Origin of the sequence: Nostoc sp., from assembly GCF_036917155.1 — a bacterium.
Classification (GTDB): Bacteria; Cyanobacteriota; Cyanobacteriia; order Cyanobacteriales; family Nostocaceae; genus Nostoc.
Map to the genome: position 1 here is coordinate 1 of NZ_JBALDZ010000180.1, position 18,820 is coordinate 18,820.

At 41.7% G+C, this 18,820-nt stretch carries 16 protein-coding genes and 1 tRNA gene; 6 read left to right on the forward strand and 11 right to left on the reverse strand.

Annotated elements, in window-relative coordinates:
• Positions 1–90: 90 nt before the first annotated feature.
• A complete protein-coding gene (locus tag V7K67_RS23955; RefSeq protein WP_335168704.1) occupies positions 91–957 on the reverse strand; it encodes a DUF4231 domain-containing protein in 867 nt (288 codons plus the stop codon).
• 708 nt (positions 958–1,665) lie between these two features.
• Here V7K67_RS23955 and V7K67_RS23960 point away from each other — a divergent pair.
• Positions 1,666–2,835, forward strand: coding sequence for a homocysteine biosynthesis protein (locus V7K67_RS23960; protein ID WP_334710888.1), 1,170 nt, complete (start codon positions 1,666–1,668; stop codon positions 2,833–2,835).
• 110 nt (positions 2,836–2,945) lie between these two features.
• Here the strand turns inward: V7K67_RS23960 and V7K67_RS23965 are convergent, their stop codons facing one another.
• A complete protein-coding gene (locus tag V7K67_RS23965) occupies positions 2,946–3,968 on the reverse strand; it encodes a hypothetical protein (RefSeq protein WP_334729532.1) in 1,023 nt (340 codons plus the stop codon).
• Positions 3,969–4,346: 378 nt separating this feature from the next.
• On the opposite strand from V7K67_RS23965, the gene V7K67_RS23970 reads away from it, so the two are divergent.
• Both V7K67_RS23970 and V7K67_RS23975 read left to right on the forward strand, forming a co-directional pair.
• On the forward strand, positions 4,347–5,240 hold the full coding sequence (locus V7K67_RS23970; protein WP_334729531.1) for a tetratricopeptide repeat protein: 894 nt from the start codon (positions 4,347–4,349) through the stop codon (positions 5,238–5,240).
• On the forward strand, positions 5,241–5,633 hold the full coding sequence (locus tag V7K67_RS23975) for a hypothetical protein (protein ID WP_335168707.1): 393 nt from the start codon (positions 5,241–5,243) through the stop codon (positions 5,631–5,633).
• Here V7K67_RS23975 and V7K67_RS23980 read toward each other — a convergent pair.
• From V7K67_RS23980 to V7K67_RS23995, 4 genes are all read right to left on the reverse strand, one after another.
• On the reverse strand, positions 5,575–6,195 hold the full coding sequence (locus V7K67_RS23980) for a TMEM165/GDT1 family protein (RefSeq protein WP_334706380.1): 621 nt from the start codon (positions 6,193–6,195) through the stop codon (positions 5,575–5,577). The genes V7K67_RS23975 and V7K67_RS23980 overlap by 59 nt on opposite strands.
• 305 nt (positions 6,196–6,500) lie before the next feature.
• Positions 6,501–6,953, reverse strand: a complete 453-nt coding sequence (locus V7K67_RS23985) for a DUF29 domain-containing protein (protein ID WP_335168709.1) — start codon at positions 6,951–6,953, stop codon at positions 6,501–6,503.
• Positions 6,954–7,045: 92 nt separating this feature from the next.
• The gene (locus V7K67_RS23990) at positions 7,046–7,690 is read right to left on the reverse strand and encodes a hypothetical protein (RefSeq protein WP_334706382.1); all 645 of its coding nucleotides are present in this window, start codon (positions 7,688–7,690) and stop codon (positions 7,046–7,048) included.
• A 62-nt stretch (positions 7,691–7,752) separates the two neighbouring features.
• Positions 7,753–8,712, reverse strand: a complete 960-nt coding sequence (locus tag V7K67_RS23995; protein WP_334732663.1) for a protochlorophyllide reductase — start codon at positions 8,710–8,712, stop codon at positions 7,753–7,755.
• 696 nt (positions 8,713–9,408) lie between these two features.
• Between V7K67_RS23995 and V7K67_RS24000 the strand changes: the two genes are divergently transcribed.
• Positions 9,409–10,821: an AAA-like domain-containing protein gene (locus V7K67_RS24000; protein ID WP_335168712.1), complete on the forward strand. Its 1,413-nt coding sequence runs from the start codon at positions 9,409–9,411 to the stop codon at positions 10,819–10,821.
• A 197-nt stretch (positions 10,822–11,018) separates the two neighbouring features.
• The gene (locus V7K67_RS24005; RefSeq protein ID WP_335168713.1) at positions 11,019–12,608 is read left to right on the forward strand and encodes an AAA-like domain-containing protein; all 1,590 of its coding nucleotides are present in this window, start codon (positions 11,019–11,021) and stop codon (positions 12,606–12,608) included.
• Here V7K67_RS24005 and V7K67_RS24010 read toward each other — a convergent pair.
• From V7K67_RS24010 to V7K67_RS24025, 4 genes are all read right to left on the reverse strand, one after another.
• Positions 12,600–12,767, reverse strand: a complete 168-nt coding sequence (locus tag V7K67_RS24010) for a type II toxin-antitoxin system VapC family toxin (protein WP_335168715.1) — start codon at positions 12,765–12,767, stop codon at positions 12,600–12,602. The two genes, V7K67_RS24005 and V7K67_RS24010, sit on opposite strands and share 9 nt — an antisense overlap.
• 684 nt (positions 12,768–13,451) lie before the next feature.
• A tRNA-Ala gene (locus V7K67_RS24015) sits at positions 13,452–13,524 on the reverse strand.
• Positions 13,525–13,616: 92 nt separating this feature from the next.
• Positions 13,617–14,345, reverse strand: a complete 729-nt coding sequence (locus V7K67_RS24020; protein WP_334732659.1) for an HAD family hydrolase — start codon at positions 14,343–14,345, stop codon at positions 13,617–13,619.
• A complete protein-coding gene (locus V7K67_RS24025; RefSeq protein ID WP_334732658.1) occupies positions 14,342–15,229 on the reverse strand; it encodes a class I SAM-dependent methyltransferase in 888 nt (295 codons plus the stop codon). The genes V7K67_RS24020 and V7K67_RS24025 overlap by 4 nt, the downstream gene beginning before the upstream one ends.
• A 385-nt stretch (positions 15,230–15,614) precedes the next feature.
• Between V7K67_RS24025 and V7K67_RS24035 the strand changes: the two genes are divergently transcribed.
• Complete coding sequence (locus V7K67_RS24035) at positions 15,615–17,762, forward strand: RtcB family protein (RefSeq protein WP_442943915.1); 2,148 nt, start codon at positions 15,615–15,617, stop codon at positions 17,760–17,762.
• A 174-nt stretch (positions 17,763–17,936) separates the two neighbouring features.
• Here the strand turns inward: V7K67_RS24035 and V7K67_RS24045 are convergent, their stop codons facing one another.
• Complete coding sequence (locus tag V7K67_RS24045; RefSeq protein ID WP_442943916.1) at positions 17,937–18,680, reverse strand: Rpn family recombination-promoting nuclease/putative transposase; 744 nt, start codon at positions 18,678–18,680, stop codon at positions 17,937–17,939.
• Positions 18,681–18,820: the final 140 nt, after the last annotated feature.

Genomic DNA, 18,820 nt, shown 5'->3' on the forward strand with positions numbered 1-18,820 from the left:
CTCATGGATTAACTTCTGCCTTTAATTGCTGTAACCCCTTCACCCATTCTATTTTGCCTGATTTCAGCAACTAATTACCCCTGTGAACGGTTACGCTCCTGCTTTATTGGACTCATTAGATGAAGCTGATTCTGTCTTCTCTGATTGCGTCTCGCTCGTTTGTTGCAATTGGTTGAGATGAATATTGTTCACTTGAACAATAAAGTATTCTAATGCTTGACTTGCCTTTTGTTGCTGTTGGCTTTCATCAGATACATCATAGCAACGATAAGGCGGAGTCACGCCCAATATAAATTTCTCTTGTTCAGCTTCTAGCAATTCAACGGCTGTATTGGCAGCAAGTGAATTCTTCTGAAAAGGAAAAGACGTAACTATACTAGCGACTATAGAAGCAATCGCTGGACAAAGCACAGGGAGCCACTTGAGCCAAGCTTGTCCTGCTTCTAATTTGTCTACCAGAACTAAAATCGGTGTGACTCCTGATAAAATCACTGTCGAAATTTGTAAACTATAATACAGGTTCCTTGATACACTCCTAATTTTTTTATAATCGTCAATCAAGTCTTGGCTGTATTGTAAAGCCTTCCCTCTTGTCAGAGTCAGCGTATCTTTATCCCAAGAATTAGGATTGGTCAATAGATAACTATAAAGTTCAGCCTTTTTGGTGAGTTCAGACTGATAAGCAGCCTGTTTATAGTTCTGAAATACTTGTTTGTTGATGAGCAATAAGAAAAACAAAAAAGTTAGAGATACCGCTCCAGAAATTACAACTGTTTTATCGTCTGAAAGAAAAATAATAACGAGTCCAGCAGAGAAAAAAGCTGCAAGTAATAAATATTCTATTACTTTCAAGTTAAACAACTTTTTTTCATCTGATGGTGAGGATAAGTTTTCAATCCTATTGGAAGTCTTACTTTGGTTTCTTTGGTCAAAATTAGTTAATTCAGAAGTAGTCATTGCCTCTTACTCAATTCGTTATGGGGTGAAATGTAGCAATAAAATGAATAGCAACAAGTAGAATTGCTTTGAGGAGCTAGAAGTCAGGATAATTTTGCTATAGAGCAGCTTGACTATAAATAGTTGGCCTTCTAACTTTGGCAACATCCCTTTTATTTCCACTCTTAGATAGTTTCTCCCTTCCCAAAACTTTATACAATGTGCTAATAGTTCACATTTTGCAATTGACTAGTTGGTTTAGAATGCTTTACCAAAGCCAGAAATACTTCTTTTGGTTTACGTAAAATCATTTAAGTCCAGCAAGTCTAATCAATCTTAACCATACATACATTTGATTGATAATGCAAGGCTTTTTAGATAGTATTTTTACGTAGGTAAAAAATGTTTTTGATATAAGTAGCGTGCTTGTCCCAAAAAATATATGATTTGGACTTTGCAATATTTGAATTATTTTTTTATGGATTTTAACCTCATCCAGAGTAGACATCTCCAGAAATTAAATATGCGTTATCCAGAGTCCTTGTAGAGACGTAGCACTGCTACGTCTCTACATTCATTTTCACCAGATGTCTAGTGTTAATCTTTCGCGCAGAGATTGGCGACAACTATTTCAAGATGAAACAATACAAGAGTCTCCATAATCTGCGCTCACAATGAGCAATGAAAATTTCTTTTCCCCATTCACCAGGAAGCGCTAGCACTGATAAGATGCGAACAATTGCAGAAATTAACGAGAAAATCAGCCGCCAACGTGCAGTAGTGTTGACAACTGAAGAGTTAAAAGCACGAGTTGTAGAAATCGGTGTTACTAAAGCTGCTAAAGAAGTTGATGTAATTACCACTGGCACTTTTGAGCCGATGGAGTCAAGTGGTGCAATTATTAATCTGGGACACACTGATCCCCCAATCAAAATTCGTCGCTGCTGGTTGGATGGCGTGCCAGCATACTCTGGTTTTGGGGCAGTAGATTTATATTTGGGTGCGAGTTGTGCGATGGAAGCGATGGACGGTGAAGAAGTCCGAGAACGTGGCGGCGGTCATGTAATCGAAGATTTGATCGCTGGTAAACCTATACATGTAAAAGCGCAAGGACAAGTAACAGATTGTTACCCCAGAGCAAATTTTGAAACTACAATTACCAGTGAAACGATTAATCAGTTTTATTTATTCAACCCGCGCAATCTTTATCAAAATTTTATTGTTGGTGTAAATGGTGGCGATCGCCCTCTCTTCACCTATCTCGGCCCATTACAACCGCGTCTAGGGAATGCCGTTTACTCTAACCCCGGTGCTATCTCCCCTTTACTCAACGACCCCGATTTGCAACTCGTTGGCATCGGTACTCGAATTTTTTTAGGCGGTGGTATTGGCTATGTCGCCTGGGAAGGCACTCAGCATTTCCCCTTACAAAAGCGTTTACCTAATCGTACACCGATTGGGCCTTCTGCCACTTTAGCTTTAATTGGTGATGCCAAGCAAATGGATGCTCATTGGGTGCGGGGGTGTTACTTCAAAAGTTACGGCCCCTCATTGATGTTAGGTGTTGGTGTGCCACTGCCTGTATTAAATGAACAAGTAGTTGAACACTGTGCTGTGCAAGATCAAGATTTAGTCGCGCCAATAGTGGATTTTTCCATTCCCCGGCGCGTCCGTCCCACCTTTGGTTTGGTGAGTTACGCCCAACTCAAATCTGGGCGAATCACCATAGAGGGCAAAGCTATACGCTCTGCCCCCTTAGCGAGTTTGTTTTTTTCTAGGCAAGTCGCCCTAGAGTTGAAAAAGTGGATCGAAGCAGGTACGTTTACCCTTACAGAAGCAGTTTCTCCAATTCCAATGGAGCGATCTTTTCTACCCCAAGACCGGCGGACGGATTTTTGAGGGGATGAGGGGGATGAGGGGGATGAGGGGGATGAGGGGGATGAGGGCGACAAGATAAATTTTCTTCCTCATCTCCCCCTACTCCCTCATCTCCTCCTGCTCCCCATACCTTATTCCTGAGTCGGTTTCGGTCGCTTGATGGGTTTAGGAGTGGGTGTTTTTGGTATAGGCTTTGACACCACAGAGGGGTCGCTGCTTACGCCTGTTTTCTTGATGGGACGAGGGGTTTCGCCACTGCGTCTAGGGGGGAATGGTTTTCTTCCACCAGCACCACCACCACCGCCAGCACGAGGGGCACCTTTGAATGGTGGTTTGCGTTTTTTGGGCAAATCAGCGATCGCCTCAGCTTTTTCTACGATCAAAACGTCAGCTTCTCGCTTGGCTTGGAAGTCCCAGAATTTTCCTACTGCTTTAGTGGTCAGCACACCCCTCAATTTCAACTTAAAATATTTGGGTTTATCAGTTGATTTGCGTGGAGCCTGCCTAATTTTGACTACCAAACTTTTAGCATCAAAAGACTGGTACACTACTTCACCACGAACAGAAAAACCACCATCTGCAACTTCTGATGAGGGTATTACGGCTGTGTTTAGTTCAGAATTTTCGGATAAGCCATCATCGGGTGTCTGTAACTCTTGCAATTCCAAATCTAACTCGTCCTCATCTGTTGAGTTTTTAGCCAGATTTTCTGGCTCCCAAACTCCGACGATTTGGATGTGCAAGGTATCATTTTCTTGTCTTGTGCGTGGATATACTACCCAAAGGTGTTCTTTTTCTAAGTCTAGGTGATTCTTGACTAAGCTCATAATCCGGCCTAGGAGGACGGCATTGAGTTCTACACCATCTGCGGTCAGCAGGGTACCTTGAGTAAATTGTTCGCTGCTAGCATGATAGCGACCCCGGACTAATCCGATCGCCCGATACTGCATCGGTTCACTGGGAGGCGGAATCGGTTGCTGTCGATTGATCAAGTTCCCATTTGAGTCAGTCTCGCTGGGTTTGACAGGCGAATTTTCAGGTTTAGAGGAGTGGGCTGCTATGTGAACATTAGCGGCTGCCTCTATTTTAGTTGGGCCCTGGTTAGAGGCAGAAGAATTGGAAGATTCAGGCAACGGCATCAGGTCGGAATTCATAAAAACTCCTTGCGGCGGAGACACATCCCATTGTGGGATTTTACAAAGGCAGCTGGAAAGAGCATTTGTGCGACTGATGAAAGTATATTGGCTTTTCACAAAGTCACACCAGGGTACTCTAGACAATCCTAAAGGCGCTAAATTTAGTGTATAAACACTAAATGTGTAATCTAACGCCTTTACACTAGTTTCGGAAGCATATCATAGCTACAATTCTGACGGCTCCTCCTAAAGTCATCACTTACTTTAGCAGTGTAGATAGTTAATTGTTATAAAATTCACAGGCAATTGGCAGTATTCCGCAAAGTTTTGGAAATTTTTAACTTTACGATTTGTGTAAATGCTCATGTCATTAAAATTTAGGAGAAAGACAAAACTGTGTCTCAAACACGCAATCGCTGGATAGTTCAAGTCATCTTGGCACTGGCAATTCTTGCTTTTGTGGGTGTTTCGGTGATTCCCATAATTGGAGCATTTAATAATACGCCACCCTCAAGTCAAAATACTGCTAGCACCAGAGGCAGTTTGTCCCCCGCTGACCAAAAATCAAAACTGGAAGACGAAGCACGGGGTTATGAACAGGTTTTGCAAAGGGAACCAGAAAATCAGACTGCGCTTAAGGGCCTATTACAGGCGCGGCTGCAACTATTAAGTCAAAAAGAAAAAAGTGAGGTAAAACCTGCTGATATCCAAGTAGTCATTGAACCCCTAGAAAAGCTAGCCAAGCTAAATCCCGAACAGTCTGAGTATTCAGTGCTACTAGCTCAAGCCAAACAGCAAATTGGCGATCGCGAAGGAGCCGCTCAAGCTTATCGCTCGGTTTTGTCTGTGAAACCAGGCGATTTGAAGGCTTTGCAAGGAATGGTGGCTCTGTTGATGAGTCAACAACGCCCCGAAGCAGCTATTGGTTTGTTGCAAGAAACTCTCTCTAATGCAGCCCAAGCAAATACAATTCAGCCTGGAAGTGTAGATACGGTAGCCGTGCAGGTGCTATTAGGTTCTATTCATGCTTCCCAAAAACGCTATGCTCAAGCTAGATCTGTTTATGATCAGGCAATTAAGAAAGATCCGAAGGATTTTCGCCCCGTTGTGGCAAAAGCCATGCTTCTGAAACAACAGGGCAAAGACGCAGAGGCAAAACCTTTGTTTGATAGTGCCGCAGCTTTAGCACCTGCTCAGTACAGAGACGAAATTAAAAAGGCAGCAACGCTTCCTCCTATTCCTAAACCTGCTCCATCTTCCGCGCCTTCATTGGAAAGTAAGCCTAAATGATTGGGATTGAGACTGGGAGGAGATGAGGGAGCAGGGGGAGATGAGGGAGTAGGGGGAGATGAGGGAGCAGGGGGAGATGAGGGAGCAGGGGGAGATGAGGGAGCAGGGGGAGATGAGGGAGTAGGGGGAGATGAGGGAGTAGGGGGAGATGAGGGAGTAGGGGGAGATGAGGGAGCAGGGGGAGATGAGGGAGTAGGGGGAGATGAGGGAGTAGGGGGAGATGAGGGAGCAGGGGGAGATGAGGGAGCAGGGGGAGCAAGCGAACAATTATTATTCTTCCTCATCCCCCTCATCCCCCTCATCCCCTCACGCTCCCTCATCCCCCTCATCCCCCTCACGCTCCCTCAATGGCAGCAACAACGCCAAAGACTAAAAACAAGCATCCGCCGATAAAGGTGATTTGACGCTCAGAAATGCGACCGGCAATCATTTTACCGCCGATAACTGCGATCGCAGCACAAATAGCATGTCCTAAAATTGCACCTATTGTCACTCCAACAGGATTATTACCTGCGGCTAAGGCAATAGTGGCAATTTGGGTGCGATCGCCCAACTCTCCCATAAATGTCAACACAAAGGCTTCTATAACAATTGCTAAGGAAGTCTTTCGCTTGGGTAACTGCGAATCTGCTTGTTTCACTGCCGCTTCCGCTTCTTCTACAACTTCTGTATCAGAGGCAGTAGTGGACATCTTACTAGCGTCATACAGCAGCTTGATACCAAAGGCAATAAATAAAGCTATTTCGGCGTAATGAATATAAACTTTTGGTAATAAAGATACCGCTTGTCCAAATAGCACCGAAAGGATTGTCATCGCCGCCAAAGCAGCTGTCACACCGATATATACCAGCCGCCGTGGGTGGTGCATTGCCAAAATTACAGCAATAAAAAATGTTTTATCGCCTAATTCTGAAACTGTAATTAATAATAAAGCTGCGGTAAAAGCTGTTAGCACTCTCTCAAGCTCCTGAAGAATCGTTTACCGATGTGAAGCTTGATGAGAGCCAAAAGACCTCACCAAGTTTACACTTTTCGGTGTGAACTTAGTGAAGGTCTCGCTATCAAATATTTATCATTTGCCACCTGAACCAGGCTCATCGCCAGTATGTTGATTCAGATGTACTGGCTTTTTTTAGCCAGCAGCTACTCCCCTTCTATGCGTTCATAATTATACATATTTTTCCATGTATAAGTCAAGAGAGTAGACCATATAGAGGTATAACTGGAGAGCGAAGCGGCACATACAGACCGATTTAGGGCTTACTGAGGTAAAAACTCATCATCTATGACTTCTGCTAGCTGGTATGGACAGTTCAGAGGAAAGGATTCCATTGACAAGCCAGTTTCAGCTTTTGCTTGCTTAACCGCTTGTGCATAACACTCAGCAAAAACTATCTCAAGATAGGATTTGAGACTTGGTGAATCATCTAGAGCTTCTTTGACACGTCTACGATGTTCAATGATACTTCCTTCCCAACTTCCGCTTCTTTTGTCGGGCTGAAACTGCCATTTGAGCAAATGCACCAGAATTACAATCAGATTACTCTTGAGACTCCGGCGCTCACTCCTTCCCATATCGGCAATTTCTTCAATTAGGTTCTCCCACTCAACGTTTGCATAATCCTGATTTTGCAATTTTTCTACAGTCGTTTCTAGCCATTGCAAGTAATCAGTCTCATATAGGGTTTGGGAATGCGCCTTTAGGGAAGACATGGCAGTTTCCATCAGAAATGTTTAGATGATTTTTCGCATCTTTTTACAATTAACATCGGTGCGTTAACACAGTGTAACGCACCCTACGAACTCTAGGAATTGGGAGGTATTAATTTTGTTAGAGGTGTAGTCTCGCGTTCTAGTATGTAAAGGTTACGATGTTCTGTTGACTCATCAGTATTGAGTGGAACGGTGAACACTAGATGAGCATAGTTTGTCTCTCCGTCTGCTTCTGTGAAAGGAGCAGCATGAAAAATCACTGGAAACCTATCTTTCGTATGCACAATTAAGGGTTCCGCTAATCTAGCAATAATTCGAGTACCTCCAAAAATGTAGCTACGCTCTTGAGCAACTTTTAACTCAGGCAAAGTCCACCAATTGAAAACTATCTCACCGTCACTTCTATCGGCAAGTTGCCATTTTTGACGATAGCTTTTCGGGGTTAAAGTTAACAAACCTTTACCTTCTTCAAGCCTCCTTCTTCTTGCTAAGTTAACTAAAGATGATTCAAATGCGGTGCCAATAACGACTCTAAAATTTGAAAATTCGTCATTCAAATCATTGTAGGTTAGGAGTGTATACATATCTCCAATACCTTTGGTTGCATCTGTAATTACGTTGGCTACCAAGATTTGTTTGCCGTTAACAAGTTCTTCAAGGTCAAATGAACCATCAATACGAGGTAGTTTAGGTGGTTTGCCAAAACCTTCTCCACCACTGCGTTTTACCTTTGCCATCACTCACCTGACTTTTAGAGGTTATTTATCAAGTAAAAATCAAATTATTGCATCCTGTTCCGTCACGCAAGTCCGACCAACCTGGCGCTGAGTTCCCATACGCGATCGCCTTTGTCGTCATCACGGGCTTGAGGAGAGACTTTTTGCACAAAAGACTTGCCATCTTTCTTCTGGCGATTTCCCCAACTCCAATAGACACCGGATTGATTATACTCAGGATCGGCAACCACTGCTGCAACCCTTTCTCCCGCCAACTCCTGAGACACGTATCCTCCAGTGATATACTTCTGGAATAATGGGAAGATTTTCTGAAACAGGGGATAATGGTTTCTAAATAGCGGTGTTTCGGCAACACATCCCGGATAGAGAGAATTAAAGACGATACCAGTTGACTCGTGATAGCGTTCATGCAGTTCCCGCATAGTCAGTACGTTACAAACCTTGCTATCTTTGTAAGCTTTGACTGGCTCAAATTTCTTGCCATCAATCATTGCGATCGGCTCTTTAAACCCTTCTGCAAACCCCTGCAAATCGCCCAAGTCAGGACGTGGCGGAATTTTCCCACCCAGTTCGTCTGGATTATGGGTGACGGTTCCTAAAATTACGAGCCTTGGCTCTAAAGATGACTTCTTCAGATCCTCTAGCATCAGGTTGCACAATAGGAAATGACCCAGATGATTGGTGGTGACAGTTAACTCGTAGCCTTCTGGACTGCGTAACGGCTCCTTGATTAAGGGCATATAAATTGCGGCGTTACACACCAAAGCGTCTAGAGACTTTCCAGCTGCTCGGAAGTTCTTCACAAACTGTCGAACACTTTCCAAGGAGCCAAGGTCAATATGTATGCTGGTATAACTATTGTAGGGGATATCCACAGCTTGGGCTGCTTTTTGTGCCTTCGCTAAATCCCGACATGCGAGTACCACATACCATCCCTTGTCAGCAAGAGCTTTTGCAGCATATAAACCTACCCCCGAAGAGGCACCCGTAATTACAACCGTTGGCTTCTGATGTTGTTCCATTTTGTTCGCACTCCATTGACTCTTTCTAGGATCTCACACCAGTGAACCATCGTTATCACTAGCTTTTCAAAGTTGTATTCGGCTGAACTAACCTCTTACTCCAAGTAGCAAGGACTAATCTTTAAGATAAAAATATATAAATAGAATAATCATTGTGATGTATTGATAGAGTTTAAAACTGTATCAATGCAATCTGGGATTTTTGCGTGTTTAAGTATTTTGTCAGATGTATTCAGATGTATATTATTAAATAGTCTAAGAGGTTGTTTGAAAAGTCTAATTTATTATTCATCGGGCGACTGGAAGTCGCAGCTACACAAACCAAACCTACCTCCCTGGGTTAAAAACTCTTGATTTTCTCTTAGTCCACCTTCGTGGACTAACTTTTGTGTAGTAGCGTTCGCCCTTGGCGTGCCGGAGGCATCATTCTATTGCCTAATACTTTTCAAACATCCTCTAAAAAGTAGGCTCTTCAGTACTTATTATGCTAAGTTTCTTTGATAAAACCCTGAAATCCTTATTTTTCAATATAATTAGCATTATTTACTAACATTTTAGGGTTTTATCAATGATTTTGGCTTTTAACCTTATTTTTTTAAGCCAAATTTTGATGTTTAATTAATAAATTGGCATAACAGGTACTGAAGAACCAAAAAGTATAAGTAAATTTCCTAGCTGTTTAACAATTTATACGCTGTGGATAAGCTTCTACAATCTGTAAAAAAAATTCTGCAAGACAAGCCTCTCGGTTCAATTCAGTGGTTTGTGCTATATCAATCATGGTTGGGCAAAACTTACGGTGAAATGGCAGAGGTATCAGGCTACGGCAACAATTACATCAAGGAAGTTGGCTCTGAGTTATGGCAAGACCTTTCCATCGCACTTGGAAAAAGAGTAACGAAAAAAAATCTGCATTTAGCCTTGAACAATCACCTGCAAGACGAGATCGGTAATCAAGAAAATCAGATCCAACCAAAGTTCGGCGAAGAATCTAGCTTAGAAATGGTTTCTCCAGACTTTTTTTCAGCAAGCAAGATAGAATTTCCTAGCGGCCCTGTTGCACTGGGTTCTCCTCTTTACATTAATCGCCCTTCTCTGGAAGAACTTGTCTGTAATGAGATTTTACATCCTGGTTGCTTAATCCGCATCAAAGCACCTAGAAAGATGGGAAAAAGTTCCCTGCTGAATCGGATGATTGCTTACGCTAGAGAGCGAGATTATCAAATTGTCTATTTAGACTTTCAAGAAGCTGACCAAGACGTTTTTGCTTCCCTGGATAAATTTTTGCGTTGGTTTTGTGTAAATGTCAGCAGGCAATTAAATCTTCTTCCCTGTCTAGATGATTTTTGGGATATAGAAATGGGTAGCAAGGTAAGCTGCAAAATCTATTTTGAAGCATATCTGTTGCAATACGTTCACGATCATCCTATAGTTTTGGCTTTAAATGAAGTCCATCGGGTTTTTGAACATCCCAATATTGCCCAAGACTTTCTACCAATGCTGCGATTTTGGCATGAGCAAGCAAAGCAAGATGAGACTTGGCAAAAACTGCGGATGGTAGTGGTTCACACCACAGAAATTTATATTCCGCTGAAGCTCAACCAGTCGCCTTTCAATGTAGGAATAACAATTACGCTGCCACCATTTACCTTCAAGCAGGTACAGAATTTAGCATTACGTTACGGACTAGATTATGCAGGAGATTCAGAAGGGGCAAAACGCCTTGCACCCCTACAAGCAATGGTAGGAGGACATCCCTATCTGGTAAGTCTTGCATTTTATCATCTCTGTCAGGGAGAAATTACGTTGGAGGTGTTATTAGAAAATGCATCTACACCAGTAGGAATTTACGGTCAGCATTTACGAGAACTGTTGACACTACTGCAAAGAGAACCAGAATTAATGTCAGCTATGCAACAAGTAATTGCAACAGATGAAAAAGTGGAGTTAGACGCGATCGCAGCTTATAAACTAGAAAGTATGGGTTTGGTTCAATTAAACGGCAATCAAGCTAGCGCCATGTGTGAGTTATATCGTCTTTATTTTAGCCAACAGTTGGGAAAGCAAAATGACGCTAATGCTTCTATAGGACTAGTATTTGATTTCTGAAATATACGTAGGGTGCGTTACGCAACGCTTTCACACCCTACAAATACTTAGATTTCTTCAGAAATCAAATATGATTCCTATAGGAAATTTTTAAGCTAGTTTTGAGGGTTGTTAGTAAAGACTTGCTTACCCGTCAATAATTATATAAATTTTCTCAGATGTTCCAATAGATATAAAACAAATTTAAAATCAATTAAATGAATAATTATCGATATCAAGTTGGTGGTACGCTTACCAGTGATGCTCCTAGCTATGTCGAACGCAGAGCAGATATAGAACTTTACGAAGCTTTGAAACAGGGTGAATTTTGCTACATTCTCAGCTGTAGGCAAATGGGGAAATCTTCACTTATGGTAAAAACAAAGCGCCGCTTGCAACAAGAGGGCTTTAGATGTGCCACCATTGATATGACTAATATTGGTTGTGAAAATATAACTCCAGAACAGTGGTATAAGGGAGTTGTTGGTGATATCTGGTTAAGTTTTAAACTATTAGGAAAAGTCAATTTAAAAACCTGGTGGCAAGAACAAAATGATATTTCTTTGGTTCAGAAACTTAGTCGGTTTATTGCAGAAAATCTCTTAGCTCAGTTTCCTAACGAAAGATTATTTATTTTTATTGATGAAATTGATAGTATTCTCAGCCTTGATTTTTCTGTCGATGACTTTTTTAACTTGATTCGGTTCTGTTATAATCAAAGAGCAATTGATCCAGAGTATCATCGGATTACATTTGCAATTTTTGGGGTTGCGACACCTTCAGACTTAATTCTAAATAGAAATCATACTACTCCATTTAATCTTGGTAAAACCATCCAAGTAAATGGTTTCACTTTTGAAGAAGCTCAACCACTATCTTTGGGGCTGGATATTAAAGACAATCATCCCCAGAAAGTTTTGAAAGAAGTATTAGCGTGGACAGAAGGGCAACCGTTTCTTACTCAAAAGCTGTGTCGGTTGCTGGTAAATTTATCTCAAGATGATGTTGGTAGAAAGCTGAAAATTCCCCCTGGCACAGAAGAATTTTGGATCGAAAATGTGGTGCGATCGTATATGATCGAGAAATGGGAATCACAAGATGAACCGGAGCATTTGCGAACAATTCGCGATCGCATCCTCAGAAACGAGCAAATTGCCGCTAGATTGCTAGGAATTTATCAGCAAATTCTCCAAGGATCAAAAGTAGCAGCCGACGATAGTCGAGAACAGGTAGAATTGTTGCTCTCTGGTTTGGTGGTTAAAAAGCAAGGTTTTCTCCAAATCAAAAACCGCATTTATCAAGAAGTTTTCAATTTAGAATGGGTTGGAAAAAAATTAGCTTATTTGCGTCCCTATTATGAAGCCTTCAATGCCTGGGTAGCCTCAAAGCAAAAGGATAAATCTCGCCTATTGCGCGGACAAGCCTTGATTGATGCCCAAACTTGGGCAAATGGTAAAAGCTTAAGCAATTTAGATTATCGATTTTTAGCTGCTAGTGAAGAATTAGATCGGCGAGAAGTGCAGCAGGCATTAGAAGCTGAACGTGCCCAAGAAGTCGAAGCACGACTTGCAGAACAACAAAAAAGATTGGCTCAACAAAAGAGAACTGCTACAATCGTGACACTTTTGCTGGCGGGTATGACAATTAAATTGGTGATTTCTATATTGTGGGGAGTGTCACTTTTAAGAAAGATTGATGCTTTAGAATCACAGTTAAAATGCACGCAGATGGAGCATGAGGGCAAAGTAAAAAAGGCGGTGAATTTTATGAAGAAGAATTCAGGAGTCAGGAGCCAGAATTCAGAATAGTCGTCCTTTTTCTGCTAAAAGTAGCGTTTCCCAGATACTAATTGGACTTAGCCAAAGTTCGGTTGTCGCTGCTGCAATAGTGGTTTGAAGCTGAGGAGATAGGCGTTCGTTACCAAGCAAATACCAAAGCCAGATGTGGGTATCAAGTAAGAGCTTCACTGAAGTGCTTCCCATATGGTAGCAGGGATTACTGGAGCAATCACGTCTCCCAATATTTCGCCGCTATCCTTCATTGCTCCAAATACTGGGCGCTGGGGTTGAGGGGTAGCAGGATAGATAATTACTAAGGGTTCCCCGTCATGTGTGACCGAAAAGGGTGTGGGGTGTGGGGTGTAGGGTGTAGGAAAAGAAGGTTATCCCACACCCAACGGGTACAAGCCCCTATTTTTAAATATGGAAAAAGAAAAAGATGTATTTTGAGACACGTATGTGCAAGAAATACAGCGTCCCTTTTGAAACCCCTGATTTTAATTATGGGGTTCCCTACACCCTACACCCTATCCCCTACACCCTGTTCATGGTTAAAGGTGTTTTAGTGCGTTGTATTTCTGCAAATATTTGTTGGAGCGTTTCGGGTAATTCAGTGGTAGCAATGTGTTCCATAGAGGGCTTTAAAGCTATTCTTGTAATTCAAGAGCCTTGGACTTCCTGTAATATATTAAATTAGAAAACATATCTTAGCCGAGTTTTACAGGCTGATTTTGGACAATAATTCTTTAAAACTGGTTTCAACTCTGGACAATAATTCTTTAAAACTGATTTAATTGCTGAAAGCAGCGAAAATACGTAACTTATGCCCCGGAACTTGGAAAAAATGGATATTAATTCTTTAAAATGGACAAATGGAGAATAACGGATTTGAACCGATGGCCTCTGCGGTGCGATCGCAGCACTCTACCAACTGAGCTAATTCCCCTTAATCAGTGCTGAGTTATGAGTGCTGAGTTATGAGTTATGAGAAATATCACTCTTCAGATCAATACTCTTTCACCATCACCATAGACTATTTTAGCATTCAGTTGCCGATGGCTGAGGCTGTTTTTGAGAATAAACCTTCTGCACCCGTTCGAGTTCCAAATCACTAAGATAATCAATAGTCCAGTTACAGCAGCGCTGGAGCATGTGGAATGGATAAGTATTTGCGACACCAACAACCTGCATTTGCGATCGCTTCGCTGCTGCAATACCTGCTGGGGTATCTTCAATTGCTAGACACTCCTGTGCTTGAAGATTCAAGTCAGGATATTCTTTATTCAGGTGTTTCACTGCCAGTAGATAACCATCGGGTTCTGGTTTACTGGTGGTGATGTCATCACCCGCAACGATAATTTTAAAATGTTCAGCCAGTTTAGCGCGATTGAGTACAAATTCTATTTCTTTGCGAATAGCACCACTGACTAACCCTAGTTTCAGATTTCGCGATCGCACCTGAAATATTAAGTCTGCTACACCTGGATATAAAGGCAGTTTCTCGATTTTTTCTAGTTCCAACGCATAAGCTTGGGCTTTGCGATATAGCAACTGAGTTAAATAGTTTTCGTTAGCTACTCTACCACGATTAGCAAGTAATTGCTGAAAACAAGCGCGATCGCTGCGCCCTAAAGAAGCTTGACGCTCACTCACCTTTTGGGGTTGGAGATTTTCTTCAATGAGAATCTCATCGATCAGTTGTAGATGGATTGGCTCATCGTTAATGATGACACCATTAAAATCAAAGAGAACTGCCTTTAAACTCATGCCATTATGCCAAATGCTGGAGAACCAAGTCCCTCCAAATCATTATTATCTATTGATGTGGGAGTATACTGACGGACATTTTCGGTTGCTATTGGTTTAACGCCGCTAGTTACCTGATTTATCCACCATACATCCTGCGATCGCACTGCTTCAAATCCAGCTGCACCCATATTCGCATCTATACTACCAGCAGCATACTCACGAATATATGGCTCCTCAAAAATATCATTAAGCCATTGTAACTGACGCAGAGTTTTCTGATTTCCATCTAGAATTAATACTTGTCCCCCAGTTACCAGTAACCGGAAACTTTCCCGCAGAATTGCTAGGGATACGGCGTCTGGTGTTTCATGAAATAGCAAAGAAGCTGTCACTAAGTCAAAAGAAGCATCCCTCAAGCCAGTTTTTTCAGCATTTCCATGTCGCCAGAGGATCTCTAAACCAGCATTTCGTGCTTTATCTTCTGCCCTGACTAGCATATAGGGTGATAAGTCCAAACCGATAACTTCCGCCTGGGGGAAAGCCTGTTTTAACATCAAGGTAGTGGAACCTGTGCCGCAACCTAAATCGAGTATGCGTCGTGGTTTCACCTTAACAGCATCAACTAAAGCCTGACGGACAATACTTTCATTCGGCGGTAGAACATATTGGGTAATCGGATCGTAAGTAACTGCGGCATCAGAATTGAGATATCCGTTAGTAACACCGTGAAAGTTTTGACTGCTGTAGTACGACGGAATTGTGACATCATCTCGTCGATAGCGATCGCTCTCTTTCTCCCAATCAATACTATCAGCGTAACGCCGTAACCCTTCTTCATCAATCAAAAGACGGAATACAGGGGATAAAAAACGTTCCCAGATTGTATTTTGACGGACTGTCATATTGTGTCAGAACTTTAAGGGGCTATGGAAGCAAAGTGATTTTCTTTACAAATTTTAATACATCTGAGAAACATCTGCTTTCTTTGGTGCGATCGCCTTGACGTTTGTAATTTATTTCGTTACATTTATATTACAAATATACTACTTCCTAAGAGTAGTTCTTCATCTGCACGAAAATTGAGAAAGCTAAATCAAAGACAATACAACATTTAAATTGCTACAACTAACTAAAGTACATCTTCAGAAACTGCTGAAGCTGTACTAATACACAATACAACATTTAAATTGCTACAACTAACTAAAGGGTTATAAGTCATACCGATAATTATCAGTGTCATATAGCCAATCCCAAATCTAAAATTTAAAATCCAAAATAGAAACAATTATGCCCTACGAAAAATTAGAAATTACCACACCAGCACCAGTCTTATCTTGGGCAAATCACTCTTTAGGACCAGAAGAAACCAAGATGGCCAAGAATGTAGCATCATTACCATTTGTATTTAAGCACGTGGCATTAATGCCAGATGTTCACTTAGGAAAAGGTGCCTTAGTAGGTTCTGTAATTGCAACCAAAGAGGCCATTATACCAGCTGCTGTCGGTGTGGATATCGGTTGCTTCATAGGAGATACCTTAATTCCTGTAGTGGATGGTAAATCCTATCGTATTAAAGACCTAATGCATTGGGGTAAAGAATTTATTGTTTATGCTTGTACGCCAACAGGAAAAATCGTTGCGGCTCAAGCAACTGCTAAGTTGACTAGACGAAATGCTTCACTAGTGAAAGTGATTCTGGATAATGGCGAAGAGATTATTTGTACTCCCGATCACCAATTCATGCTTCGGGACGGAACCTATAAAGAAGCTCAGTTGCTTCAAGCAGAGACTTCCTTAATGCCCTTTTACTCCAAGACTGACAAAGATGGTTACACCCTGATTACTCAGCCATACTCCAGCAAATGGCAAAAAGCACACTGGATTATTGCCAGGTCTGGATTACTCGGCAAGATTCCGAGATTTGAGGGACAGAAAACAGTTATTCATCATCAGAATTTCCATGAATCCGATAATCGACCAGAGAATCTTGAATTCATGGGCAATTGCGATCATTCTGCTTACCACCGCTCTCTAGTGGAGCTTAACCAACACTGGCAGTCTACCGAATTTGAAGAGAAAAGAGTTGCTTCCCTTGCTCAAAAAGCAAAAACTCCAGAAGGATACCAATACTATGCTGAACGGGGAACTAAAAATATCCTTCAGTATATGGAACACCAACCAGAGCATTTTAAAAATGCAGTCGCAGGTAATGGTAATCGGGGTAAACAATATCTAGTTGAATATAATAAGAGTGAAAAAGGGAGAGAAAAGTCTCAAGAGATTGCTAACCAATACTATACCTGTGAGATTTGTGGTGTAGATGTCAAAACTCCAATTGGACTCCACAATCACCACAGAAAAGAACATCAATGCAATCACAAAGTTGTAGCAGTAAATCCCCTAAGTTACACAGAAGATGTTTACTGCCTAACAGTACCAGAGTACCATAATTTCGCGTTGAAAGCTGGTGTATTTGTTCATAACTGTGGTATGAGTGCTATCAAAACAGCATTTACCGCTGAACAACTAGAAGGTAAACTCAAGAAAATTCGCCTAGATATTGAAGCAGCAATTCCGACTGGATTCAACGAAAATAAAGACGTTGAAAAATCTGTCACCAATTGGCAACACTGGGATGATTTTAAAGACTTGCATCGCGGTGTGCAAGACCTACAAAGTAAAGCAATGAAACAGATGGGTTCTCTCGGTGGAGGAAATCACTTTATTGAAGTGTGCCTCGATACAGAGAATCAAGTTTGGCTAATGCTGCATTCTGGTTCGCGTAACATTGGCAATAAACTCGCCCAGTGTCATATTCACACAGCCAGAGAATTAGCAAAACTGGCAGGTAATAAATTGTCTGACCCTGATTTGGCTCATTTTGTCGCAGGTACGCCAGAATTTCAAGCATATTGGCACGATTTGCAATGGTCACAAAACTATGCGCGTGTCAACCGCGATGTGATGATGGCGCGTTTTAAGCACATAGTTGAGAAACATCTTGCAGGTGGGAAGGCAACTAAACCTTTATTGCAGGTGAATTGTCATCATAATTACGCCGAAAAAGAAGTGCATTTTGACGAGGATGTATACGTTACTCGTAAAGGTGCAGTCCGCGCCCAAACTGAAGATTATGGGATTATTCCTGGTTCGATGGGGGCAAAGTCTTTCATCGTCAAAGGTAAAGGTAATGCCCACAGCTTTTGTTCTTGTTCTCACGGTGCAGGGCGTTTGATGTCAAGAAACAAGGCAAAAAATGTCTACACACTTGATGATTTGATAGAGCAAACAAATGGCGTAGAATGCCGCAAAGATGAGGGTGTCTTAGATGAAATTCCCGGTGCTTATAAACCGATAGAACAAGTTATGGAAAATCAAGCGGATTTGGTTGAAGTTGTAGCAACACTTAAGCAAGTTCTTTGTGTGAAGGGATAATTTAGTTAGGGTGGGCATTACCCACCTTCTAGAGAAAATCCCTTGTTACAGGTTTCATCAGAATTAAAAGCAGAATACCTATCGTCAAAAAATTGAAGCACAAGCAACAAAGCAAGGAGCTTGGTACGAAAATCTAACTTTTTTTGTAACTGGTCGAAAACTTTAGAGCAAGCTCTAACTTTCTATTGTATTTAGCCAACTCATTAAATCATCCTCACTGGCAAAATCTAGTAATACTTCACCTAAGTTTTCTAACTGAGCCAGGGATAACTCTTGCAATCGAGATTGTAACTGAGAATTAATTGAACCAAGCCGACGAGTTAATAGACGTATCACTAGCCTAAGTTCTGATTGTCTTCCTTGTTCAATACCTTGTTCAATACCTTGTTCAATACCTTGTTCAATGCCTCGTTGTCTACCTTCTTGCAGTCCTTCTTCAAGAATTTCTTGATAAATGGCAGATTCTCTCATATCTTCTCTCCTCAAAAACTGACGAATTAGTTCTGGCTCGAATACCAACCCTGCTAGAAGTTGGGTACATACCGAAATACTTTGCTTGGTGGCTTCTTCTTCAATCATACTTACCTGAACTGCTACCTGTTGGAGTAAGCTTTGAGGAGAATCTGTTCGCGCCAAAGTTGCCAGAGGTAATAAACCAGGAGATAACAATAAAGGTTCTGGATCTTGTTCCCAAATTCGGATGACGCGGTAACGGTGAGTAGTATTGCGGGCAGTAAATTGATCTACAAAGACGGCTTCTGAAGTTGTCGGTTTAAGGAAAATCACTACCTGCTCGATATCACAATTATATTGTCGATATAGCCGCACCCAATAGTCCAACATCCGTAGTGGCAAGGGTGGAGTCGATGCTGGTAAGGTTTGAAACTCTAAATGTAGTATTTGATTGGCAGTTTGCAAAAAGATTACTGAGTCGGCACGAATTGGTTCTTGATTTAATTCTGTTTTGAGCTATTTCCGACAGCAGCCCCACGCCGTCCTCTTATGGCGGCGATGGGAAGAATGTCGGGGCGGTGACGAATCCCACCCCCGAACTGATG